Source organism: Streptomyces sp. NPDC058239 (assembly GCF_042882185.1).
Classification (GTDB): Bacteria; Actinomycetota; Actinomycetes; order Streptomycetales; family Streptomycetaceae; genus Streptomyces.
Window position 1 is genome coordinate 191,047 of the sequence record NZ_JBHVWS010000007.1, and the last position, 23,085, is coordinate 214,131.

The following is a 23,085-nucleotide window of genomic DNA, read 5'->3' on the forward strand; positions in this document are numbered from 1 at the left end:
GGTTCTGTCAGGACCGCGTCAACAAGTTGGCCGGAACTCGTCCGTTGCCGGAAAGGTCATGTTCGTTAAGCGGACGTTTCGCCGATCATCACCGCGATGCCGTCCAGCGTCCTTCGCAGGCCGAATTCGAAGAGCGAGTCCAGGTCGAGCTCGAACTCATCGTGTTCGAACAGAGAGTTGAGGAACGGGTAGTCGCCACTGGCCGAGATGGCGTCGAACTGTGGCTCATTTCTTACCATCCACTCCGCGTCGGACAGCCCGGTGTCCTGTCGCGCCTGTGCCTCCATGCCGGCGGCCATGGCCAGTCCCTGGACATGGGCGAACAGCGTGAGATGGATGTGCAGCATCGTGTGCGGCGAGAGCCCCGTGCCCGTCAGGGCGTGCAGTACCCACTCCGTGTACCGCATCGCGCGCGGGGACGCCGTCGGCCGGGTGAAGGAAGCCATGGCCTGAGCCATCCACGGATGGCGCCCGTACACCGACCGGAGCCACCGGGCGGCGACTTCCAGCCCCGACCGCCAGTCACGGGGCGCGGCGCCCAGCGGGCGCTCACCGAAGACCTCGTCCGACATCAGCCGCACCAGCTCGGCCTTGCCCGGTACATGGCGGTACAGCGCCATGGTGGAGGTGGACAGCGTGGTCGCGACCCGGCGCATGGACACCGCGGGCAGCCCCTCGGCGTCGGCCAGTTCGATGGCCGTACGCACAATGCGCTCACGGCTCAGGGCGGGGCCGCCCCCCGGGCCGGCGAGCCCCGGAGCGCGACGCTCGACGACGACCGTGCCGACACCCGGCACCGCCCGTACGAGACCTTCGCCGCGCAGCACCGACAGCGCCTTGGTGGCGGTCGCCATGGCGACACCCCACTCCTGGACGATCGCACGGGTGGAGGGCACCCGGTCGCCCGGGGCGAGATCACCGGAGACGATCCGGCGACGGATCTCACCGGCGATGCCGAGGTAGGGCGGTTCGGTCTGCACCGGTGCACTGTACTAGTGCACCGGAGACGGCGTACGCCCCGTCAAATCGGGTAATACGACAGGCCGTACGAGTCCGTCGAGAGGTGCACCACGGCGGTGTTTGCGGTGTACGCGCGGCGGCTGCTGTGCTCCCGGCACGACCTCAGGACCGCACATCCCGGCACCGCCCGTATCAGCCTGCGGCACCGGCGCGCCCGAGCCCGCCGCCCCGGGCTTCCTCTCACTCACCCGGATCGGGACGGAATCGCCGCTGTGGATGACACTCGCCGGGTCCGCCGTCTACGCGGGCGGGCTGGTCTCCGCGATGACGCTCGCCAATGAACTCGCCCTCGGCGCCGCACCGCCCGAGCGCGCGGGCCCCGCTGCCGCCGTCCTCGAATCGGGTCAGGAGCTCGACGGCGCCCTGGGGACGGCGATGCTCGGTTCGGCCGGCGCCGCCGTGTACGGCCGGGGCATGAGCAGTACGGTGCCCGCCGTACGCGACGCCGCGCGGGAGACCCTGTCGGGTGCGGTCGCGGTGGCCCGGCAGCTGCCGTACCAGCTGCGGGAAACGGTGCTCTCCGCCGCTTTCCGGGCCTTCACCCACAGCATGAACATGGCCGCGGCCGGTGTCGCCGTTCTCTCCGTCGCCCTGCTCCGGGGCGCGGGCTCCGTACCGGCCGACGGAGCGGGCAGCGACGTCCGTACCGAGCAGAAGCGACGGCCGCGGTGAAGACCGGCGCCCCTGCGCGGGGCCGGGGGCGTCAGCCGGTGGTGAGCACCATCCGGAAGCGGGCGGCACCGGACATCATCTTCCGGTACGCCTCGTCGGCCCCGTCCAGCGGCACGGTCTCGGTCATCGGGCGGATTCCTCGCAGGGCGCTGAACGCCATGGTGTCCTCTACGTCCTGCGCGGTGCCCGTCGGGTGGCCCCGGACGACCCTGCCGCTCATGATCAGCTGATTCGGGCTGATCCCCAGAGGCTCGGAAGCCGCGCCGATGACCACCAGCTCACCGCGGGGGGCGAGCCCTTCCACGGTCGCCGTGATGGCCGCGGAGTTGGCGGCGGTGGCCAGGACGATCCTGGCGCCGCCGAGGGCCTGCAGCGCGTCCGCGACGGAGGTGTCCGCCGTGCTGTCGACGTAGTGGTGCGCGCCGAGTTCCTTGGCGAAGTCGGCCTTGGCTGCTCCACGGGCGATGGCCACGGTCTCGAAGCCCATCGCGGCCGCGTACTGCACCCCCAGGTGGCCGAGCCCGCCGATGCCGAGCACGGCGACCAGGTCGCCCGGCCGGGCGGAGCTGCGCCGCAGCCCGTTGTACGTGGTCACCCCCGCGCAGCCCATGGGCGCCGCGTCGGTCGCCGCCAGCGCGTCGGGGATGCGGGCCAGGGCGTCCACCGGCGCGATCACCGTCTCGGCGTAGCCCCCGTCGTACGCCCATCCGGGAACCTTCAGGTTCCGGCACATGATGAAGTCGCCCTGCCTGCAGGGGGTGCAGTGGCCGCAGCTGCCGCCGAACCAGCCCACCGCCACGCGGTCGCCCACCTGCCAGGCGTTCTGCGCTCCCTCACCGAGCTCCTCGATCCGCCCGGCGATCTCATGCCCGGGGACCAGTGGGAACCGTACGCCCGGAACCGCGTCGTCCACGAAGAAGGAGTCACTGTGGCAGACCCCGCAGGCATCCACGGCCACCCGTACGTGACAGGGGCCCGGCTGCGGCACCTCGCGCTCGACGATCTCGAACGGACCGCCGGCGGTGGTGACCTGTGCGGCTCGATAGACGCTCATCTGGATCTCTCCGGGATGCGGGTGGACGGCCCCCGGAATCAGCAGACCAGCTCCGGCCCGATCGCGCGCGCCGAGTGGTGCGGGCGAGGGGCGGGCCCCGCCGCGGCCGCGCGTCGCCGGCTCAGGAGGAAGGCGGGCCTTCGCCGTGCCAGGAGCGCCGGAGCACGACGTAGGCGCCGTCGGCTGCCTAGATCGTCGTGGGCCCGCTCGACCACCGGGGCGGGCGGCGCGAGCACCCGGCCGGCGAACTGCTCGCGGATGCGCGCCAGGGTCCGCTCACCGAAGTGGTGTCCTGCGTAGCCGGCGCAACGGGTCAGGAGGAGCTGCGCCACGGCGAAGACGAGGATGGTGAGCGCCAGACGGTCCACCGCGGCCTACAGGCTGTTCCGGATCAGGAATGTCCCCGAGCGATTGCAATCCCCGCAGGGCAATGGCGTTGGCGGACAGTGATGAGAGGTCGCGGCAGACCTGGCACCGTCTGACCGCCCGGGAAGCGCGGAGCCCCGCGCACGGCCGCGCCAGTCCCCGACCCTGCTCATGGCTGCTCCGCGCGACCCGCACGGGCGACGTGGGCGACGGCGCGGCGGCGCCAGTTCGACGTCCACCAGGTGCGGCGAGCCGAGCGCGGCGATGTAGCGGGCGAGCGCCTGTCTGGCCTGCTCCTCGGTGGGGTAGTCCTCGCCGGTGCTCAGCGGTGCGGAGAACGGGTTGTCGTCGCTGTAGTGCGCCCAGGTCCATTCGGTGTCCACACCCGTCAACCTATCCACACCTTCCGCCCGGCACAGGGAAGTTGTGGCGGTTCAGAGCCTGTCCGTCATGGAGTTCCTGACGGGGACCTCCTCCCGAGCGTTCAGTTGGCGAGACACGTCAACTGAAGCGTTGAGCCGACGGGGGGAGCCGGTCATGATCCTGTTCGTGACTGCTGCGCGGGTGGTGCAGCCGCCCTACGATGCTTGATGTTGACGGCCGAAGCCTTGGCCAGTGCCAGGGGGTTCAAGAAACGCAGCGGACCGATCAGGCGGGATGCGAACAGATGCATGTGCCGCGCCAGCGATGCGTCGCGCGCTGCCGCCGAGAACATCAGCCGTTCCATGGGGTTGAACGGGCGGGCCTTGGCGTAGTCGGCGGCCAGGAGCTGGTGACCGCGCAGTCGGCGCCGGTGTCTGCGTGCGTACACCACGAGCGACCTGTCGAGGTCGCCGCGACCGGTTGCGGCCGAGGCGACCGCCTCTGCCAGCCATTGCGCGGACTGCAGAGCCCACCCGCATCCCACTCCCCACAGAGGATCGCCGGTCAGGGCGGCGTCGCCGATGAACGCGACGCCCGGTGCGGTCGGCTTGCGGCTGTGAAGCGGGTAGTTGACAGTGCCGGTGATCTTCGTGATGTGCTCGGCGGAGTCGATGGGCGGTGCCTCGGGCAGGGCGCGGACGAATTCGAAGAAGCTGCCCTCCAGGTCTTCCCGGAAGGCCGGCAGCCGCTTCTTGTCCGGGAGCACCGCGATGACCGTCACCCCGTCGTCGTTCGGAAACGCGTACGCCATGTCGGGCTCCAGGAACCAGGCGTGACTGATCCCGCCGTGCAGCGGAAGATCGCGGAACTGCGCGAGATAGCCGAACCGCATGTTCTCGTACTGCCGAGCAGGCACCCCGGCGAACTTCGCCACGGCCGAGTCCTTGCCATCGGCGCCGACCACCAGGCGGGCCCGGATCTCGCGCTTGCCCTGTGGTGTCGACGCGCGCACCCCCGAGGTTCGTCCGGCTTCCCGGACCAGCCCGGTCACATGGTGACCGAGGAGCAGATCGACGCCAGGGGTCTTTGCCGCACGGGACCTGATCAACGGGTCGAGGGTGCTACGCCGAATGTTGTACCCGTACGGCAGCGCGGGGCCCGCCGACGCGGCCCTCGGCTCGATCCATCCCCAGCGGGTGTACCAGCGGGCCTCGTTGCGGACGGCTCCCGCCTTCTCGAGCGCGGGGATGAGGCCGAGTTCGTCCAGCACCGGGTAGGCGTTGGCTGTGATGGAGTGGGTGCAAAGCACCTTGTGCGCTTCGGGGTCGGAGCGGCGTTCCAGCAGTGCCACGCGGACACCGCGTCGAGCGAGCAAGATCGCCGCGGTGCTCCCGGCGAGGCTGGCTCCGCTGATGACGACGTCGTAGTCGTACACCGCGCTCTCAGGCTTGGGCATGCGCTGATCGCCCCTTTCGGGTGTGGTGCCGTTGGTGGAAGTCGTGCAGTGTACTGCTGTCAGGCACATGATCAGTGTAAAAAGCAGTGGATCGGGTGATGTGTGATCAGGTCGGGCCGGGCAGTGGTTCACCGCCCGCCCGAGGCGATCCGGGGCGTCCTCGGGAGCTGGTCAGCCGGCCCTCCGGGGCCGTCTGAGGCCCCCCTCACGCCAGGAGGGGGCGCCAGCGGTCGGCCGACTCCATGATGTCCAGGCCGCCCCGCTCCAGGAATGCCCCTGCCCTGGCCATCCGCTGCCCCACGGGGCTGGGGTGAAGACCTCCCGGTCACCTGGGACGCGTGACCGGGAGGATCACTTTGGACGCCGAGCGCTGCGGCGGCTCCGGGATGTGCGTGTTGACGGTCGGCGAGGTGTTCGACCAGCGTCAGGACGACGGCAAGGCGATCGTGCCGCGACCCGAGCCGCCCGCTGACACGCGGGAATCGGTTCGCGAGGCCGTCGACCTGTGCCCTGCCGCAGCGATCGTCCTGCCGACCCCGGATGCCCCTGTTTCGTGGGTGGTCGCCCATGGAAGCCGAACCGGTCGGCCGCGTCCGAGAAGGTCTCCACCCGCCCCACCAGGCGCCCCGAGCCGGAGACCGCTCACGCCAGGCTCTCCCGCCACGCCCGGTGGAGCCCGGCGAAGCGGCCCGTGCCGCCGATGAGTTCGGACGGGGCACCGTCCTCCACGATGCGCCCGTGCTCCATCACCAGGACCCGGTCCGCGATCTCCACGGTCGACAGACGGTGCGCGATCACGACCGCGGTGCGGCCGTGCAGCACCGTGTCCATGGCCCGCTGCACCGCCCGTTCGCCGGGGATGTCCAGGGAGCTCGTCGCCTCGTCGAGGATCAGCACCGCCGGGTTCGCCAGCAGGGCCCGTGCGAACGCGACCAACTGGCGCTGACCGGCCGAGATCCGGCCGCCCCTCTTGCGTACGTCCGTGTCGTATCCCTCGGGCAGTCCGGCGATGAAATCGTGTGCGCCGATCGCCTTGGCGGCCTGCTCGATCTCCTCACGGGTCGCGTCAGGGCTGCCGATCGCGATGTTCTCGGCGACGGTCCCGGAGAACAGGAACGCCTCCTGGGTCACCATCACCACACCCCGCCGCAGCTCGGGCACGGCCAGATCCCGCAGATCGGTCCCGTCCAGCAGCACCCGTCCGTCGGTCGGGTCGTAGAAGCGGGCCAGCAGCTTGGCGAGCGTCGACTTTCCGGCGCCCGTCGAACCGACCACGGCCACGGTCTGGCCGGCCGGGACGGTCAGATCGAAGCGGGGCAGCACCTCGCCGCCCGTCCGGTAGGCGAACCGCACCGAGTCGAAGACGACCTCGCGGCCCGGGTGATCACCCGCGAGGGCGGGCAGCTCCCGCGGATCCGATGTCTCGGGGACGGAAGGGGTCTGGTCGAGCAGGCCCGCGATCTTCTCCAGCGAAGCCGCGGCCGACTGGTAGGAGTTGAGGAACATGCCGAGCCGGTCGATCGGGTCGTACAGCCGGCGCAGATAGAGCACGGCCGCAGCCAGCACACCGAGTGCCAGGGTGCCCGAAGCCACGCGGTACGCACCCCACAGCACGATCCCGGCGACCGCCGTGTTGGCGACCAGCCGGGAGCCGACGACATAGCGCGCCATCTCCAGCATCGCGCCGCCGTTCTTCCAGGCGTGTGTGCTGTTGAGGTCCTCGAAGTGCCTGTCGTTGATGCGCTCGCGGCGGAAGGCCTGGACGGGGCGGATGCCGTTCATCGACTCGGCGAACTTCACGATGACCGCGGCGATCGCCGTCGACCGCGCCGCGTAGAGCACTCCGGCCCGCTGCCGGTAGAGCCGTACCAGCAGATACAGGGGCACGAAGGAGAGCACCGCGACCGCGCCGAGGCCGAAGTCCAGCCAGAGGAGAACCAGCGAGATGGAGACGAAGGACAGGACGATGCCGATCAGTTCCTGCAGTCCCTCGCTGAGCAGTTCCCGCAGCGACTCCACATCCGTGGTGGAGCGGGAGATCAGCCGGCCCGAGGTGTAGCGCTCATGGAAGTCCACGCTCAACGCCTGTGCATGGCGGAAGATCCGCCCGCGCAGATCGAGCAGCACGTCCTGGTTGATCCGGGCGGAGGCCCGGATGAACGCGTACTGCATGCACCCCGCGGCCGCCGAGCACAGCGCGTATCCCACGGCCACCGCGATCAGCGGCCCGTAGTCCTTGTCCCGGAAGGCGGGCACACCGCTGTCGATGGCGTAGGCGACGAGCAGCGGGCCCGCCTGTACCGCCGCCTGCTGGATCAGCAGCAACAGCGCGGACACCATCACCCGGCCCCGGTGCGGCCGGAGCAGCGACATCAGCAGTGTGCGGGTCGCACCACGGGGCGTGGGCAGATCGTCCCGGTCGAACTGATCACCGGCGCCGTCGGAGGGGGACGGGCCCTCGGGCTTCTTCCGCGCATCGCGCCGGTCGGCGGGCCCGGTCGTCGTCGTACTGGTCATCGGGTGCGGCCCTTCTCGGCAGGGACGTCCGGCACAAGGCGGTGCTCGTCGGACGGGTCGGGGAAGGCGTCCTCGGCAAAGGCGCCGTCCTGTGCGCCTACGGCGCCCGCCATCAGCCAGGCGTACTCGGCACTACCGCGCAGCAGTTCCTGATGGGTGCCGACAGCGGTGATCCGGCCCTCCGACAGCAGCGCCACCCGGTCCGCCAGCATCACGGTGGACGGTCGGTGCGCGACGACGATCGCGGTCGTCTCCTCGAGCACCTGCCGCAGGGCGGCCTCCACCAGCGCCTCCGTGTGCACATCCAGGGCGGAGAGCGGATCGTCGAGCACCAGGAAACGTGGCCGGCCCACCACGGCGCGGGCCAGCGCGAGCCGCTGCCGCTGTCCGCCGGAGAGACTGAGCCCCTGCTCGCCGACCTGGGTGTCGATGCCCTCGGGCAGGTCGTACACGAAGTCGGCCTGCGCGACCGCGAGCGCCCGCCGCAGCGCTTCCTCCCCGGCGCCTTCGGCGCCCATCAGTACGTTCTCCCCGACACTCGCCGAGAAGAGCGTCGGCTCCTCGAAGGCCACGGACACCAGCTCGCGCAGCTCCTGACGGGGCATGGCGGTGATGTCCCTGCCGTCCAGCGTGATCCGCCCCGCGGTCGCCTCGTGCAGCCGCGGCACGAGCGCGGTGAGCGTCGTCTTTCCGGAACCCGTGGCCCCGACCAGGGCCATCGTCTCGCCGGGGCGGATGCGCAGATCGATCCGGGACAGTACGGGTACGGAGCCGGCCTCGGCATCGGGGTAGCGGAACTCCACCCCCTCGAAGGCCATTTCGCCCTGACCGGCCGTGTCCTTCGGCGCGCGGCCGTCGGCGGCGGCCGTGTCGTCCTCCTCGGCCACATCCATCACTTCGAAGAACCGTTCGGTCGCCGTCGCCGACTCCTGGCTCATCGCCAGCAGGAAGCCGATCGACTCGATCGGCCACCGCAGCGCGAGCGCCGTGGAGAGGAAGGCGACCAGCGTGCCCGCCGAGAGCCCGCCGTCCGCGACCTGGACCGTGCCGAGGACCAGCGCCGCACCGATGGCCAGCTCGGGGATCATGGTGATGGCGGCCCAGATGCCCGCGAGCAGACGGGCCTTGCCCAGCTCCGTGCTCCGAAGCCGCTGCGAGAGGGCACGGAACGCGAGGGCCTGGCTGCGGTGCCGGCCGAAGCCCTTGATGATGCGGATGCCGAGCACGCTCTCCTCGACGACCGTCGTCAGATCGCCGACCTGATCCTGCGCCTTGCGCGCGACGAGCGAGTACTTCGTCTCGAAGACCGAGCAGAGAATCACCAACGGGACCACCGGGGCGAGGAGCACCAGTCCCAGCGTCCACTGCTGCATCAGCAGAATGATGAAACCGATCAGGATCGTCGTTCCGTTGACCAGCAGGAAGGTCAGCGGAAAAGCCAGGAACATGCGCACCAGCATCAGGTCCGTGGTCCCGCGCGAGAGCAACTGCCCCGACGGCCAGCGGTCGTGGAACGCCACCGGCAGCCGCTGCAGATGCCGGTACAGGTCGGCCCGCATCGCCGCCTCGACCCCCGCCAGCGGCCGGGCCACCATCCACCGTCGCACCCCGAAGAGCGCGGCCTCGGCGAGGCCCAGCAACAGCAGATACAGCGCGCCGAGCCAGACGCCGCCCGGGTTGCGGCCGGCCACCGGGCCGTCGACGATCCACTTCAGTACGAGAGGGATCACCAGGCCGATACAGGAAGCGACTATCGCGACCAGAGCTGCGCCGAACAGGCGCTTCCGTACTGGCTTCACATAGGGCCACAACCGCAGCAGGGAGCGCGCGGTGGACCGGTCCTTGGGCTCTACATGTTCTTCGGGCATCACAGGCGAGCCTACGGTTCACCACTGACATCGCTCATGTGGTTTTCGGCCGTCCGGCGCCGGCGGAGCCTCGTACCAGGCCCTGCGGACCGCTGGTCGTACCCCGTATCAACCGATCGGCCGATGCCGCTTCGAGCGCGATGGACGATGGTGCGCCGGTCCCCGCGACACGATTCTCGTAGGCATGGCAATCATCGAAGTGAACGGGGTGCACAAGGCCTACGCCGGGCGCCCCGCCGTGGACGGAGTGAGTTTCGCCGTCGACGAGGGGGAGATCTTCGGGATCCTCGGACCCAACGGTGCGGGCAAGACCACCACCGTCGAGTGCGTCGAGGGACTGCGGGTTCCCGACGCCGGTACGGTCCGCGTGGCCGGTCTCGACCCCGTCGCCGACCACGACCGGGTGACCCGGCTGCTCGGCGCCCAGCTCCAGGAGAGCGAGCTGCAGCCCAAGCTCACCGTGGCCGAGGCGCTGGAGCTGTACAGCGCCTTCTACCCGGACCCCGCCGACTGGCGTGCGCTGGCCGAACGGCTCGGTCTGCACACCAAGTACGGCACCAGGTTCGCCAAACTGTCCGGCGGTCAGAAGCAGCGGCTGTCCATCGCGCTCGCCCTGGTCGGCAACCCGCGGGTCGTGGTCCTCGACGAGCTGACCACGGGCCTGGACCCGCGGGCCCGCCGGGACACCTGGAAGCTGATCGAGGATGTACGCGACAGCGGCGTGACGGTCCTTCTGGTCACCCACTTCATGGAAGAGGCCAGCCGGCTCTGCGACCGTGTCGCCGTGATCGACAAGGGAAAGGTCGTCGCCCTCGACACCCCGTCCGGCCTGATCAGCAGGGCCGGCAGCGCCACGGTCATCTCCTTCACGCCTTCACAGCCGCTCGACGACACCGAGCTGGGCCTGCTGCCCGGGGCGGTCTCCGTCGAGCAGAACGACGGCCGGATCGTCATCAACGGCACCGACGAGACGGTCAACGCGGTGATCTCGCTGCTGGCCCGCCACCGCATCACCGCACACCAACTCCGCGTCACCGAGGCAACGCTGGACGACGCCTTCCTCGACCTCACAGAACAGGCGGCCTGAGATGACCACGGCGAACCCGGCCAAGGCGATGGACACACCCACCCCATGGGCAGCGGTACTCAAGGCCGAGACCCGGCTCTTTCTCCGTGAGCCCGGCAGCCTGTTCTGGATCCTCGTCTTCCCGACCGTGCTGCTGACGGTCCTCGGCCTGATCCCGTCCTTCCGGGACCCCGACGACGCACTCGGCGGCCGCCGCGTCATCGACCTGTACGTACCGGTGTCGGTGCTGCTCGCCATGATCATGGCCGGACTGCAGGCCATGCCGCCCGTCCTCACCGGCTACCGCGAGCGCGGGATCCTGCGCCGCATGTCGACCACTCCGGTACGGCCGTCCGCCCTGCTCACCTCGCAGATCGCCCTGCACGGCGCCGCGGCCCTCGGCTCCGCCGCGCTGGTGATGGCCGTCGGCCGGACCGCCTTCGACGTCACGCTGCCCGGACAGCCCGTCGGTTATGTCCTGGCGCTGCTCCTGGCGACGGCGAGTGTCCTCGCCCTCGGCGCACTGCTCTGTGCGCTCTCCCGCACCACCAAGGCATCCGCCGCCATCGGGTCGGTCGTCTACCTCGTGATGATGTTCACCGCCGGAGTCTGGATCCCGGTACAGACCATGCCCGACACCCTCCGGCGCATCGTTCAGGTCACCCCGTTCGGCGCGGCCTCCCAGGCGCTGGACCGGGCGGCGTCCGGCGGCTGGCCCGGCTGGGCCCAGCTGGGCGTGATGGCCCTGTGGGCCGCCCTGGTGACCCTGCTGGCGACCCGTCTGTTCCGATGGGAGTGAATGGTTCCGGGGGAGACTTCACCCATGAACGCGCAGGACACGGCTGAGGCGACCACCACCGGACCTACGACAGCCGCGCAGTGGTGGGAACGGTTCTTCCGGTACGGGCCGTACGGTCTGCTCGGCCTGGGCACCGCGGTCTCGGCGGTGACCGCCGACCTCATCATGTCCCGTTCGGACGTGCACGCCACCGCGGTGCTGGTCCCGGTGGCGCTCGTCCTCCAGCTCTGGTGGGGGCGGGTCCGGCCGAGTGTTCCCCCGAAGTCACGGGCGGCGCAGTTCTACTTCGTCGCCCGCACGGCGCTCGCCTTCGCACTGACCTGGTGCAACCCGTTCTTCTCCATGTTCGCGATTCTCGGTTACTTCGATGCCGGCCGACTGCTTCCGCACCGGGCCGTCAGAGCCGGGCTGCTGGCCACCGCCGTCATCATGGCGGGCTCGCAGTGCGGCAGCGGCCTGCCGCCGGTCTCCCTCATGAACTGGATCGCCTTCGGTATCGTCCTCGCCCTGCACGTGACTCTCACCATGGTCTTCGCCCAGATCGGCGACCGGGAGGCCGACCACGCCCGCACCCAGGTCGACACCATCGCCGAACTGGAGTCCGCCAATGCCCGCCTCGAACAGGCCATGGCGGAGAACGCGGGCCTGCACGCCCAACTCCTCGTCCAGGCCCGCGAAGCGGGCGTCGCCGACGAGCGGCGCCGGCTCGCCGCCGAGATCCACGACACCCTCGCGCAAGGCCTGACGGGCATCATTGCCCAGCTCCAGGTGGTGACCTCGATCGCCGACACCGACCCCGCGCTGGCCCGGCAGCACCTCGACCGCGCCGCCGCCCTCGCCCGGCACAGCCTGGGGGAGGCGCGCCGCTCGGTACACGATCTGGTCCCCGCCGCACTGGAGCACGACGACCTTCCGGGCGCGCTGGAGAAGACGGTCGCCGGATGGGCCGAACGCCAGGCGGTCCGGGCCGAGTTCACCGTCACCGGTACCGTCGAGCCGCTCCACGACGAGATAGCGGCCACCCTGCTCCGTATCGCCGAGGAAGCCCTCGCCAACGCCGGCCGCCACGCCGGGGCCTCACGGGTCGGCATCACCCTGTCCTTCATGGGCGACGAACTGACCCTGGACGTACGGGACGACGGCCGCGGCTTCGACCCGGCCGCCCTGCCGCCGTACAGCGGCGCGGGCGGTTTCGGGCTCGGCGGCATGCGGGCCCGCGCCGAACGCATCGCGGGCACCGTGGAGGTGGAGACGGAGCCGGGCCGCGGCACGGCGGTCTGCGCCCGGGTGCCACTGGTTCAGCACAGCCGATGACCAGTACGGTTGGCCTGCCATGGCTGAGGATTCCGCACGCGTCATCACGCTCGTCGTCGTCGACGACCACCCCGTCGTACGGGACGGTCTGCGCGGCATGTTCGATTCGGCTCCCGGCTTCCGGGTCCTCGGGGAGGCGTCGAACGGGGTGGAGGGCGTCGACCTCGTGGCCCGGCTCGACCCCGATGTCGTCCTGATGGATCTGCGGATGCCGGGCGGCGGCGGGGTCGCCGCCATCGCCGAACTGACCGGGCGCGGCGCCCGGTCCAAGGTGCTCGTCCTGACCACGTACGACACCGACTCCGACACTCTCCCCGCGATCGAGGCCGGCGCGACCGGCTATCTGCTCAAGGACGCGCCCCGCGACGAGCTGTTCAACGCAGTCCGCGCCGCGGCCGACGGCCGGACCGTGCTCTCGCCCGCCGTCGCCTCCCGACTGATCTCACGGGTGCGCACCCCGGCGGCGCAGGGCAACGAGTCGCTGTCGGGCCGTGAGCGCGAGGTGCTCGAACTCGTCGCGAAGGGCACCTCGAACCGTGAGATAGCCGCCGAGCTGTTCATCAGCGAGGCCACGGTGAAGACCCACCTCACCCATATCTTCGCCAAGCTGGGCGCCAAGGACCGGGCCGCCGCCGTCGCGGTCGGCTACGACCGGGGCATCCTCGGCTGACCCCGGGGCGGCTGAGTGCCTCTCACTCCCTGACCCGCAGCAGCAGCACCGACCTGGCCGGTACGGTCAGCGGCCCGCCGCCCTGGTGGACGGTGCCGGGTGCCATGGCCTGGTCCTCCCGCGAGGTGTCCAGGACCAGTTCGTAGCTCTGCGCCCACGGCGGTCCCGGGAGCCGGAAGCCGCTCGGCCGGTGGTCCGCGTGCAGGATCGCCAGGAAGCTGTCGTCCGTTACCTGTTCGCCGCGTGCGTCCCGGCCGGGGATGTCGCGTCCGGAGAGATAGAGCCCGACCGTCGCGGCCGGTGCGTACCAGTCCTCCTCCGTCATCTCCGCCCCCTGCCGGGTGAACCACGCCAGGTCCCGCAGCCCGTCCGCCGCCTGCGCCCGCCCGGAGAAGAAGGCCCGGCGGCGCAGCACCGGGTGGGTGTGGCGCAGGGTGAGGACCCGGGAGGTCAGCTCGGTCAGCGCCCGCCATCCGGGCTGGTCGAGCAGTGACCAGTCCAGCCAGCTGACCTCGTTGTCCTGGCAGTACGCGTTGTTGTTGCCGCCCTGCGTACGGCCCATCTCGTCGCCCGCGACCAGCATCGGCACACCCGTCGACAGCAGCAGTGTGGTGAGCAGATTGCGCAGCTGAAGACGGCGCAGCGCGTTGATGCCGGGGTCGTCGCTCTCGCCCTCGGCGCCGCAGTTCCAGGCCCGGTTGTCCGAGGTTCCGTCCCGGTTGCCCTCGCCGTTGGCCTCGTTGTGCTTCTGCTCGTAGCTGACCAGATCGCGCAGGGTGAAGCCGTCGTGCGCGGTGATGAAGTTGACCGAGGCGTACGGGCGCCGGCCGCCCCACGCGTAGAGATCGCTGGATCCGGTCAGCCGGTAGCCGAGATCCCGTACGTCGGGCAGGGCGCCGCGCCAGAAGTCCCGCACGGCGTCCCGGTAGCGGTCGTTCCACTCGGTCCACAGCGGAGGGAAGGCACCCACCTGGTAGCCGCCGTTGCCGACGTCCCACGGCTCGGCGATCAGCTTCACCCGGCGCAGCACCGGGTCCTGGGCAATCACCGCGAGGAACGGGGAGAGCATGTCGACGTCGTGCATCGAGCGGGCCAGCGCGGCCGCCAGATCGAAGCGGAAGCCGTCGACACCCATCTCCGTGACCCAGTAGCGCAGCGAGTCCGTGATCAGCCGCAGGACGTGCGGCTGGACCACATGCAGGGTGTTGCCGCAGCCGGTGTAGTCCGCGTATCTGCGGGCGTCGGCCTGGAGGCGGTAGTAGCCCCGGTTGTCGATGCCGCGCAGCGACAGCATCGGACCCAGCTCGCTCGCCTCCGCCGTGTGGTTGTAGACCACATCGAGGATCACCTCGATCCCGGCGTCGTGCAGGGCCCGCACCATCCGCTTGAACTCGCCGACCTGCTGGCCCGTGGTCCCGCTCGCCGAGTAGTCGGAGTGCGGGGCGAAGTAGCCGATGGAGTTGTAGCCCCAGTAGTTGTGCAGGCCGCGCCGGAGCAGATGGTCCTCGTGGGCGAACTGATGTACTGGCAGCAGTTCGACCGCCGTGACCCCGAGCCGCTGCAGATGGCCGATGGCCGCCGGGTGGGCGAGACCGGCGTACGTGCCCCGCAGCTCCTCGGGGATTTCGGGGTGCAGCTTGGTGAAGCCGCGCACATGCAGCTCGTAGATGACGGAGTCCGCCCACGGGGTCTTGGGCCGGCGGTCCTGTGCCCAGTCGTCGTCGTCATGGACCACGACACCCTTCGGTACGTACGGGGCGGAGTCCCGTTCGTCGCGCACGGTGTCGGCGACCTGTTGGTGCGGCCAGTCCCTCACATGGCCGTACACCTCGGCCGGGAGGGTGAAAGAGCCGTCCACGGCCCGTGCGTACGGATCGAGGAGCAGCTTCGCCGCGTTCCAGCGGGCGCCGGTCCAGGGGTCCCAGCGGCCGTGCACCCGGTAGCCGTACCGCTGCCCCGGCCGCACGCCCGGCACGAAGCCGTGCCAGACCTCGTGGGTCAGCTCGGTCAGCGGGAGACGTGTCTCGCTCCCGCCCTCGTCGAAGAGGCAGAGCTCGACGGCCTCCGCGCCGCCCGCCCAGAGCGCGAAATTGGTGCCGGCCACCCCGTCGGGGCCCACCCGGAAGCGGGCCCCGAGCGGCATCGGGGCGCCGGGCCACACGGCGGGAGGCCGCGCCGGCACGGCCTCCCGCGTGCTCTCCGGCACGGCTGTCGTCTCCGTCTTCTGCACTGCCTCCTGCTCGGCTGCGCTCGACACCTGCTCGCCTCCCGCGGCTCGTGGGGACCGGCACCGAAAGGGAGCGCGCGGCGTCCCGGCCGCGGCTCCCCGAGTGTGGTCCTCCCCTCTGTTCTGCCCACACGAGGGCCCGCACTCACGTTTCCCCCGACCGGCCCCCGTCGTTGGGGGGACGTGAACCACGTAGCGAAGAGGGCGGTGGCGAGCTCGGCCACCGTGCTGACATGGGCAGGACTGCTCGCCGTGCTGGCCGTACTGAGCGGCTGCACCGGTGCCGGATCCATCTTCAGCGGCAAGGCACGCCCCCCGCAGGAGGCGATCCTCATCACCCCGCTGGACGGTGCGAAGAACATCGGTCCGGACGACCGGATGGAGGTGAAGGTTCCCGACGGGCGGCTGGAGAGCGTCAAGGTGACGCGGATCGCGGACGCACAGCGGCAGGAGGTGCCGGGCCGGATCGCGCACGACGGTCTCTCCTGGACGCCCGGGGGGACGACGGGCCGGCTCAGGCTCGCCTCCAAATACAGCGTCGACGCGGTCGCCCTGGACGGCGCCGGGAACCGCTCGGCCCGTCACACCACCTTCACCACGGTGGTCCCCGAACACCGTTTCATCGGCTACTTCAGACCGGAGAACCGGTCCACGGTCGGCACCGGAATGATCGTTTCCTTCAACTTCAACCGCCCGGTCAAGAACCGTGCGGCCGTGCAGAAGGCCATTCGGGTGGCCTCCGTTCCGGCGGTCGAGGTGGTGGGGCACTGGTTCGGCGACAACCGTCTCGACTTCCGCCCCGCCGCCTACTGGGCGCCGGGCACCGAGGTCACCGTGAGGGTGGGGCTGCGCGATGTGGAGGGCGCGCCGCATGTGTACGGCACTCAGGACAAGACGGTCGCCTTCAAGGTGGGGCGTTCCCAGACGTCCCTGGTCGACGCGGCGGCGCACACGATGGAGGTACGTCGCGACGGCCGGCTCTTCTCCACGGTCCCGATCACGGCGGGTTACCCGGGGATGGACACGTACAACGGGAAGATGGTGGTCAGCGAGAAGTACGACGTGACCCGGATGGACGGCAGCACAGTCGGCTTCGGCGGCGAGTACGACATCACGGATGTCCCGCACGCCCTCCGGCTCACCGATTCCGGCACCTTCGTGCACGGCAACTACTGGTCGGACGAAAGCGTCTTCGGCTCGAGCAACGTCAGCCACGGCTGTGTCGGGCTGCTCGATGTGCGGGGTGGCAGCAGCGACACCCCGGCCGCCCGGTTCTTCGACCGGACACTCATCGGCGATGTGATCGAGGTCGTCAACTCCGAGGACAAGCAGGTGGCACCGGACAACGGGCTCGGAGGCTGGAATCTGGACTGGACCCGGTGGAAGGCCGGCTCGGCCCTCCGCTGAGGCCCCGTCGGATCCCCCGGGGCCTGTCCGGCGGATCAGGAAACGGACAGGCCGGCCGGCACCGCCGCACCCGTACCCCGTGTCACCTGGTGAAGTCCCGGGACAAGTTGGGACTGAACGGTGACATCCGCGGGGTCATCTCCCCGTGATCGGTGTGATTATCTTTCGCTGAGCGCGCATGTGCAGCGCGCGGGGGCGGGGGCCTGCGGGTTCCCAGGGCCTTGGCGGGGCCAGGCCGTGTGAGGGGAGACGAGCACATTGAACGGGCAGCCGATATCGGGGACATCGGCCGGGGCGAACAGCGGACGGCGTGGACGAGGGGCCACCGGACTGCTGGCTCTGGTACTGGGTGCATTGCTGTTGCTGGTGACGGCGTGCGGCGGGGGAGACGACGCCGGCAGCGCAGGCAAGGACGGCAAGGGCGGGTCGAAGGTCGACGACACCACCGCCTCGCAGGCCGTGGTGACCATCGCGCCGAAGGACGGGGCGGACTCCGTCGCCACCAGCGGGGCACTGAAGATCTCCGCCGAGCAGGGGAAGCTGACCACGGTGAAGGTCGCCGACCCCAAGGGCGCCGAGGTCGAGGGGAAGATCGCGGCGGACGGCACGAGCTGGACACCGGACCAGCATCTGGCCGCGGCGACCAAGTACAAGGTCCACGCGGTCGCCAAGGACGCGAAGGGCCGTGAGTCGGCGAAGGACACCAGCTTCACGACGCTGGTCCCGCAGAACACCTTCATCGGGCAGTACACCCCGGAGGACGGTTCCACGGTCGGCGTCGGCATGCCCGTCTCGATCCACTTCACCCGTGGCATCACCGACCCGGCAGCGGTCGAGAACGCCATCAAGGTGACGGCCGAGCCGTCCGTGCCGATCGAGGGCCACTGGTTCGGCAACGACCGCCTCGACTTCCGCCCCGAGGACTACTGGGCCGCGGGCACCAAGGTGACCGTGAAGCTCAACCTCGACGGTGTCGAGGGGCGGCCGGGCGTCTACGGCAAGCAGGCCAAGACGGTCTCCTTCACCATCGGCCGCAAGCAGGTCAGCAACGTCGACGCGAGCACGCACCGGATGAAGGTCGTCCGCGACGGCAAGCAGATCAAGGACATCCCGATCTCGGCGGGCGCCCCGGCGACCACCACGTACAACGGCCAGATGGTCATCAGCGAGAAGCTCAAGGTGACCCGGATGAACGGTGACACCGTCGGCTTCGGCGGCGAGTACGACATCAAGGACGTGCCGCACGCGATGCGCCTGTCCACCTCGGGCACCTTCATCCACGGCAACTACTGGGGCGCCTCCGGCGTCTTCGGTACGACCAACACCAGCCATGGCTGCGTCGGTCTCCAGGACGTGCGTGGTGCCTGGAGCAAGAAGACCCCGGCGGCCTGGTTCTTCGACAACTCGCTCATCGGCGACGTAGTGGTCGTGAAGAACTCGAAGGACAGGACGATCCAGCCGGACAACGGCCTCAACGGCTGGAACATGTCCTGGTCGGAGTGGACCAAGTAGCTCACGTCGTACGGAAAGCGAGCGGGCCCGGTGCTGTGACCAACAGCACCGGGCCGCTCGTGTTAGCCCCGGTTAACCTGCCTCTCATGACCGCAACCCTCGAAGTAAGTGACGGCGTCGGCACGATCCTGCTGGACCGGCCGCCCATGAACGCCCTGGATGTCGCCACCCAGGACCGGCTGCGTGAACTCGCCGAAGAGGCGACCCGGCGCGACGACGTGCGTGCCGTGGTCCTCTACGGCGGTGAGAAGGTGTTCGCGGCGGGCGCGGACATCAAGGAGATGCAGGCGATGGACCACACGGCGATGGTCGTACGGTCCAAGGCGCTGCAGGACTCCTTCACCGCGGTGGCCCGGATCCCCAAGCCCGTCGTCGCCGCAGTGACCGGCTACGCGCTGGGCGGCGGCTGCGAGCTGGCGCTCTGTGCCGACTTCCGGGTCGCCGCCGACAACGCCAGGCTGGGCCAGCCCGAGATCCTGCTCGGCCTGATCCCCGGAGCGGGCGGCACCCAGCGCCTCGCCCGGCTGATCGGCCCCTCCCGGGCCAAGGACCTGATTTTCACCGGCCGTCATGTGAAGGCCGAGGAGGCCCTGACGATCGGTCTGGTGGACCGCGTGGTGCCCGCCGCCGAGGTGTACGAGCAGGCGCATGCCTGGGCCGCCAAGCTGGCGAAGGGGCCCGCCCTCGCGCTGCGCGCCGCCAAGGAATCCGTCGACGCCGGCCTGGAGACGGACATCGACACGGGGCTCACGATCGAGCGGAACTGGTTCGCCGGTCTGTTCGCCACCGAGGACCGGGAGCGCGGTATGCGCAGCTTTGTGGAAGAGGGTCCGGGCAAGGCCAAGTTCCTCTGACCGAACGCCAGTTGGGCACAGAATGACGCGGGTTCATCCGTGCGGGCGGATTAGCTGGGCCTTAAGGGAACCTTAAGGCCCAGCTGGCCGAAGGGGCTGGCAACCTCGCCCGGAAGCGCTGTCTGTGCAGGTCAGAACGGGTGTGTCGGGCTGCATTCTGCCAGTGGCATATGCCCATCGACCTCTCCGGAATGATGCATTCCGGGGTGTGGATTCCTTTGGAACGGCCCCGGAGCACCCGCCTTGAGGTCATGATGGTGTGCATGGCGGGCCTGGAGGGTGTGGAACAGCCGCGACCGCGCAGCGGCGCGACAGCGGCGCGCTGGACGCCGGCGGTCGATGACGAACAGGCGTTCAAAGCGCTGGAGTTGTTCGGAAACCCGGCGGAGGGTGAAGTCCGGCTGCCGTCCCGCCCGGAGTCCGCGGCCACGGCCCGAAGACTCACCTCGTGCGTGGTGCTGCGTCAGTGGGCGCTCTCCCCGCATACCGCTGAATACGCCGTGCTGCTCGTCTCGGAGCTCGTCGGCAATGCGGTACGGCACACCGGCGCCCGGGTTTTCGGGTTGCGGATGCTGCGCCGTCGCGGATGGATCCGGATCGAGGTGCGCGACCCCTCGCGTGGACTGCCGTGTCTGATGCCCGTCCAGGAGATGGACATCAGCGGCCGGGGGCTTTTCCTCGTCGACAAGCTCTCCGACCGGTGGGGCGTGGATCTGCTGCCGCGCGGCAAGACCACCTGGTTCGAGATGCGGATCTCCGACCGTTGACTCCCGGTGCGCGCGTGCCCGGATGCACAGAAGCCCCCGGTCTGCCGTGGTGCGGCGCTTCGGGGGCTTCTGTGTGGGGGCCGTGAAATGGGGGGTGTGTTCACGGCCGCTTGTGACGACCGGGCTCGGGTCAATGCGGTCGTGTCACCGACTATGGCAGACGGGCGCCCTCGTCGCCAAAGGCCCAAATGGGTCATAAGTGATCATAGCGTGACATTCATCAGGTGAATCGCAGGTGTGATGGGTCACTTGCCTGGAAAACTGTGAATATTTATGAGATTCAGCGGGTGATTCATTCGCGTCACCCAGATGCTCATATATTGTCATTCTTTATACCTTTTGCCCCTATTGTTCTTCACATGAACGCCTCCGACGCACCGGTGCACCGCCGCAGCGCTCTGCGCGCGGGAGCAGGGGCCGCCATCGCCGGTGCCCTCGCCGCCGGATGTGCGGACCGCGGCGACGCCGGTACGTCGGCCAGGACCGTCCCGACCGCAGGGAGCCCGAAGAACCCCGTCACCGCGACCACCCGGCCCGCGGCCCCGCACCCCGCGCCCGCCCCGCACCGCTTCCCCGGGCAGCCGGTCCAGATCGACCACGGCCCCCGCGACCGCGCCCGCGTCGCCCTCACCTTCCACGGCCAGGGCGACCCCGCCATCGCCCGGACCGTACTCGCCGAGGCCGAACGGGCCCACGCCCGGATCACCGTCCTCGCCGTCGGCAGCTGGCTCGACGAACACCCCGGGATGGCCCGCCGCATCCTCGACGGCGGCCACGACCTCGGCAACCACACTCAGCGCCACATCGACATCTCCTCGATGGGAGAGGCCGAGGCGTACGCGGAGATCACCGGCTGCGCCCAGCGGCTGCGCCGGCTCACCGGATCCATCGGCACCTGGTTCAGGCCCTCCCGCACCCGGTACGCCACCCCGCTCGTCCAGCGGCTCGCCGCCAGGGCGGGCTACCCGCACGTCCTCTCGTACGACGTGGACTCCCTCGACTTCACCTCTCCCGGCGCCGCGGCCGTCACCCGCAAGGTCGCCGGGGAGATCCGCAACGGATCGGTGGTGAGCCTGCATTTCGGCTATGCGGACACGGTCGCCGCCCTGCCTCTCCTCCTCACCGAAATCGACCGCCGCCGACTGCGCGCGGTGACGACCACGGAGCTGCTGACCTGATGCCTCCCTCCACCAAGCACACCGCGGCCTTGCTCGGGGGCGTCCTGCTGGCGGTACTCACCGGCTGCGGCACTTCCGCCGAGAAGGGGAACGCCGAGGCCGCCACACCGTCCGGAAGGGCGAAGTCCGCACTGCCCGGCATGCCACCGGTGCTCGACGTCAAGGACGTCTACGCGGCCGACCGGCCGGGGAATCTCTCCCCGGTCGTCAAGGACTTCCCGTCGCGGGTGTACGTCCCCAACACCAACTCCGACACGGTGTCGGTGATCGATCCCGCGACCTACAAGGTCATCAGGACCATCAAGGTCGGCCGCCAGCCGCAGCATGTCGTCCCGTCCTGGGACCTGAAGACCCTCTGGGTCAACAACGACATCGGTGACAGCCTCACGGCCATCGATCCGGCCACCGGGAAGGTGAGCCGCACGGTGCCCGTCTCCGACCCGTACAACCTCTACTTCACACCGGACGGCAAGTACGCCGTGGTGATGGCCTCGATGGACCGCCAACTGGTCTTCCGTGACGCCCGCACCATGAAGACGGCCAGGACCCTCCCGGTCAGCTGCGAGGGCGTCAACCATGCCGACTTCTCCATGGACGGCCGGTACTTCATCGTCTCCTGCGAGTTCTCCGGGGAACTCCTCAAGGTCGACACGGCGCAGATGAAGGTCGTCGGCCGGCAGAAGCTGCCGTTCAAGGGCGCGATGCCGCAGGACGTGAAGCTGTCGCCCGACGGCGGTACGTTCTACATCGCGGACATGATGGCCAACGGGGTGTGGGTGCTGGACGGGAAGAAGTTCACCACCCCGAAGCTGCTGCGCACCGGCAAGGGTGCTCACGGCCTCTACGTCAGCCGCGACTCCAAGGAGATGTACATCTCCAACCGGGGCGAGGGTTCCATCTCCGTCTTCGACTTCGCACAGCGCAAACTGGCGAAGAAATGGCGCCTGCCGAACGGCGGCAGCCCCGACATGGGCGGAGTCTCGGCGGACGGCAAGGTCCTCTGGCTGAGCGGGCGTTACAACTCCGAGGTGTACGCGATCGACACCACCAGCGGCAAACAGCTCGCCCGGATCCCGGTGGGCAGGGGCCCGCACGGACTCGCCGTCTACCCGCAGCCGGGCCGCTACTCACTCGGCCACACCGGCGTCTTCCGCTGACGGCCCGGCGTCCGCCACGAGCCGTGACCCGGCCGACCCGCTGAACACTCACCCCGCGACCAACAGGGCCTCCGAGCCCACCGGCCGGTAGCCCGCCGCCTGGAACGTCCGCACACTGCGGGCGTTCCCCGGCGACTGCTGCGCCCACACCACCGCGGCCGGCACCAGATGCCGGGCCGCCCGCGCCAGCCGTTCGCCCAGCCGCCGGCCGCGCGCCTCCTCGGCCACCTCGACCGCGGTCTCCCAGCGCCCCGCGACTCCCCGGCCGAGGATCACCACACCGCCGTCGGCGGACCAGACCCGCACCTCGTCGCGGTACTTCATCGCCCGCGCCACCCGAGGATGCTCCGGGTCCTCGATCTCCCGCAGCGCGATCTCCGGCTCACCCGGCAGCGCGTCCGCGACCGTCAGCAGATCGATGGTGTTCATGTGCCGGCCGCTCCGGGCCAGCAGCGCGCTCAGGAAGTACGGATTCATCGTCGCGGCGAGCGCGTCACCGGGGGTGGCGGCCAGCACGGCCCGCACCCACCGCGGATCCTCGTCGGTGAACACCACCGAGTGCGCGGTGAACGCCAGCACTCCCGCATCCCGGGCGCCGGGCTGCCCCACCACCGTCGTGGACCCGTCCGGCGGGGGAAACCGTCCGTGCGCCGCAGCCTCCAGGATCTTTGCCAGTGCGTCGTCCATCGGTGTGCCGCTCCCCGGTCCCGAACGCGGTCCGCCGGGCGGCGGACACCGCATCCATGATCGACTACCGGCCGCCGCGACCGCCATCCGTCGCGCCCGTTAATCTGACCCCCGTCAGTCAGACACTGGTC

General features: G+C 70.0%; 21 protein-coding genes. 12 read left to right on the forward strand and 9 right to left on the reverse strand.

All coding sequences use genetic code 11. The annotated features are described in order from the left end of the window. Positions 1 to 65 precede the first annotated feature (65 nt). Complete coding sequence (locus ACFVYE_RS11965) at positions 66 to 980, reverse strand: TetR/AcrR family transcriptional regulator C-terminal domain-containing protein (protein WP_389605276.1); 915 nt, start codon at positions 978 to 980, stop codon at positions 66 to 68. Positions 981 to 1,236: 256 nt separating this feature from the next. Between ACFVYE_RS11965 and ACFVYE_RS11970 the strand changes: the two genes are divergently transcribed. After that, positions 1,237 to 1,692, forward strand: coding sequence for a hypothetical protein (locus ACFVYE_RS11970; RefSeq protein ID WP_389605278.1), 456 nt, complete (start codon positions 1,237 to 1,239; stop codon positions 1,690 to 1,692). Between the two features lie 31 nt (positions 1,693 to 1,723). On the opposite strand, the gene ACFVYE_RS11975 is transcribed toward ACFVYE_RS11970, so the two are convergent. The 4 genes from ACFVYE_RS11975 to ACFVYE_RS11990 form a co-directional block, all read right to left on the reverse strand. Beyond that, positions 1,724 to 2,746, reverse strand: a complete 1,023-nt coding sequence (locus tag ACFVYE_RS11975; protein ID WP_389605280.1) for an alcohol dehydrogenase — start codon at positions 2,744 to 2,746, stop codon at positions 1,724 to 1,726. Between the two features lie 38 nt (positions 2,747 to 2,784). Next, entirely contained in the window at positions 2,785 to 3,114 is a 330-nt protein-coding gene (locus tag ACFVYE_RS11980) for a hypothetical protein (protein WP_383973641.1), read from the reverse strand. Between the two features lie 6 nt (positions 3,115 to 3,120). Beyond that, positions 3,121 to 3,495, reverse strand: a complete 375-nt coding sequence (locus tag ACFVYE_RS11985; RefSeq protein WP_383973639.1) for a hypothetical protein — start codon at positions 3,493 to 3,495, stop codon at positions 3,121 to 3,123. Positions 3,496 to 3,647: 152 nt separating this feature from the next. Next, complete coding sequence (locus ACFVYE_RS11990) at positions 3,648 to 4,931, reverse strand: NAD(P)/FAD-dependent oxidoreductase (protein WP_389605282.1); 1,284 nt, start codon at positions 4,929 to 4,931, stop codon at positions 3,648 to 3,650. Positions 4,932 to 5,269: 338 nt separating this feature from the next. Between ACFVYE_RS11990 and ACFVYE_RS11995 the strand changes: the two genes are divergently transcribed. Then, complete coding sequence (locus ACFVYE_RS11995; RefSeq protein WP_383973635.1) at positions 5,270 to 5,635, forward strand: ferredoxin; 366 nt, start codon at positions 5,270 to 5,272, stop codon at positions 5,633 to 5,635. On the opposite strand, the gene ACFVYE_RS12000 is transcribed toward ACFVYE_RS11995, so the two are convergent. Together ACFVYE_RS12000 and ACFVYE_RS12005 are read right to left on the reverse strand one after the other, a co-directional pair. Further along, positions 5,574 to 7,448 (reverse strand): ABC transporter ATP-binding protein, encoded by a 1,875-nt coding sequence (locus ACFVYE_RS12000; RefSeq protein ID WP_383973633.1) that lies wholly within the window; start codon positions 7,446 to 7,448, stop codon positions 5,574 to 5,576. The two genes, ACFVYE_RS11995 and ACFVYE_RS12000, sit on opposite strands and share 62 nt — an antisense overlap. Continuing rightward, positions 7,445 to 9,316 carry an ABC transporter ATP-binding protein gene (locus tag ACFVYE_RS12005; RefSeq protein ID WP_383973631.1) on the reverse strand — a complete coding sequence of 624 codons (1,872 nt, stop codon included), beginning with the start codon at positions 9,314 to 9,316 and terminating at the stop codon, positions 7,445 to 7,447. Before ACFVYE_RS12005 ends, ACFVYE_RS12000 begins: the two co-directional genes overlap by 4 nt. A gap of 184 nt (positions 9,317 to 9,500) precedes the next feature. Here ACFVYE_RS12005 and ACFVYE_RS12010 point away from each other — a divergent pair, with 184 nt between their 5' ends. Genes ACFVYE_RS12010 through ACFVYE_RS12025 form a run of 4 tightly spaced genes read left to right on the forward strand, consistent with a single transcriptional unit; the run spans position 9,501 to position 13,165 of the window. Continuing rightward, positions 9,501 to 10,403, forward strand: a complete 903-nt coding sequence (locus tag ACFVYE_RS12010) for an ABC transporter ATP-binding protein (protein ID WP_383973629.1) — start codon at positions 9,501 to 9,503, stop codon at positions 10,401 to 10,403. 1 nt (position 10,404) lies between these two features. Beyond that, a complete protein-coding gene (locus ACFVYE_RS12015) occupies positions 10,405 to 11,181 on the forward strand; it encodes an ABC transporter permease (RefSeq protein ID WP_383973627.1) in 777 nt (258 codons plus the stop codon). Between the two features lie 24 nt (positions 11,182 to 11,205). Beyond that, a complete protein-coding gene (locus ACFVYE_RS12020; protein WP_383973626.1) occupies positions 11,206 to 12,495 on the forward strand; it encodes a sensor histidine kinase in 1,290 nt (429 codons plus the stop codon). Positions 12,496 to 12,514: 19 nt separating this feature from the next. Next, entirely contained in the window at positions 12,515 to 13,165 is a 651-nt protein-coding gene (locus ACFVYE_RS12025; RefSeq protein ID WP_383973624.1) for a response regulator, read from the forward strand. 22 nt (positions 13,166 to 13,187) lie between these two features. Here ACFVYE_RS12025 and glgX read toward each other — a convergent pair whose 3' ends face one another. Then, positions 13,188 to 15,371 (reverse strand): glycogen debranching protein GlgX, encoded by a 2,184-nt coding sequence (gene glgX, locus ACFVYE_RS12030; protein ID WP_389605308.1) that lies wholly within the window; start codon positions 15,369 to 15,371, stop codon positions 13,188 to 13,190. Between the two features lie 204 nt (positions 15,372 to 15,575). Between glgX and ACFVYE_RS12035 the strand changes: the two genes are divergently transcribed. From ACFVYE_RS12035 to ACFVYE_RS12060, 6 genes are all read left to right on the forward strand, one after another. Further along, complete coding sequence (locus tag ACFVYE_RS12035; RefSeq protein ID WP_389605286.1) at positions 15,576 to 16,799, forward strand: Ig-like domain-containing protein; 1,224 nt, start codon at positions 15,576 to 15,578, stop codon at positions 16,797 to 16,799. A 258-nt stretch (positions 16,800 to 17,057) separates the two neighbouring features. Beyond that, positions 17,058 to 18,311, forward strand: a complete 1,254-nt coding sequence (locus ACFVYE_RS12040) for an Ig-like domain-containing protein (RefSeq protein ID WP_383973620.1) — start codon at positions 17,058 to 17,060, stop codon at positions 18,309 to 18,311. 86 nt (positions 18,312 to 18,397) lie between these two features. Continuing rightward, positions 18,398 to 19,165: an enoyl-CoA hydratase/isomerase family protein gene (locus tag ACFVYE_RS12045; protein WP_383979015.1), complete on the forward strand. Its 768-nt coding sequence runs from the start codon at positions 18,398 to 18,400 to the stop codon at positions 19,163 to 19,165. A 251-nt stretch (positions 19,166 to 19,416) separates the two neighbouring features. Next, the gene (locus tag ACFVYE_RS12050; protein WP_383979017.1) at positions 19,417 to 19,932 is read left to right on the forward strand and encodes an ATP-binding protein; all 516 of its coding nucleotides are present in this window, start codon (positions 19,417 to 19,419) and stop codon (positions 19,930 to 19,932) included. A gap of 359 nt (positions 19,933 to 20,291) precedes the next feature. Continuing rightward, positions 20,292 to 21,110, forward strand: a complete 819-nt coding sequence (locus ACFVYE_RS12055; RefSeq protein WP_383979013.1) for a polysaccharide deacetylase family protein — start codon at positions 20,292 to 20,294, stop codon at positions 21,108 to 21,110. Continuing rightward, positions 21,110 to 22,267 carry a hypothetical protein gene (locus ACFVYE_RS12060; RefSeq protein WP_383979010.1) on the forward strand — a complete coding sequence of 386 codons (1,158 nt, stop codon included), beginning with the start codon at positions 21,110 to 21,112 and terminating at the stop codon, positions 22,265 to 22,267. Before ACFVYE_RS12055 ends, ACFVYE_RS12060 begins: the two co-directional genes overlap by 1 nt. Positions 22,268 to 22,315: 48 nt before the next feature. Here ACFVYE_RS12060 and ACFVYE_RS12065 read toward each other — a convergent pair whose 3' ends face one another. After that, positions 22,316 to 22,954, reverse strand: coding sequence for a GNAT family N-acetyltransferase (locus ACFVYE_RS12065; RefSeq protein ID WP_389605289.1), 639 nt, complete (start codon positions 22,952 to 22,954; stop codon positions 22,316 to 22,318). Positions 22,955 to 23,085 lie beyond the last annotated feature (131 nt).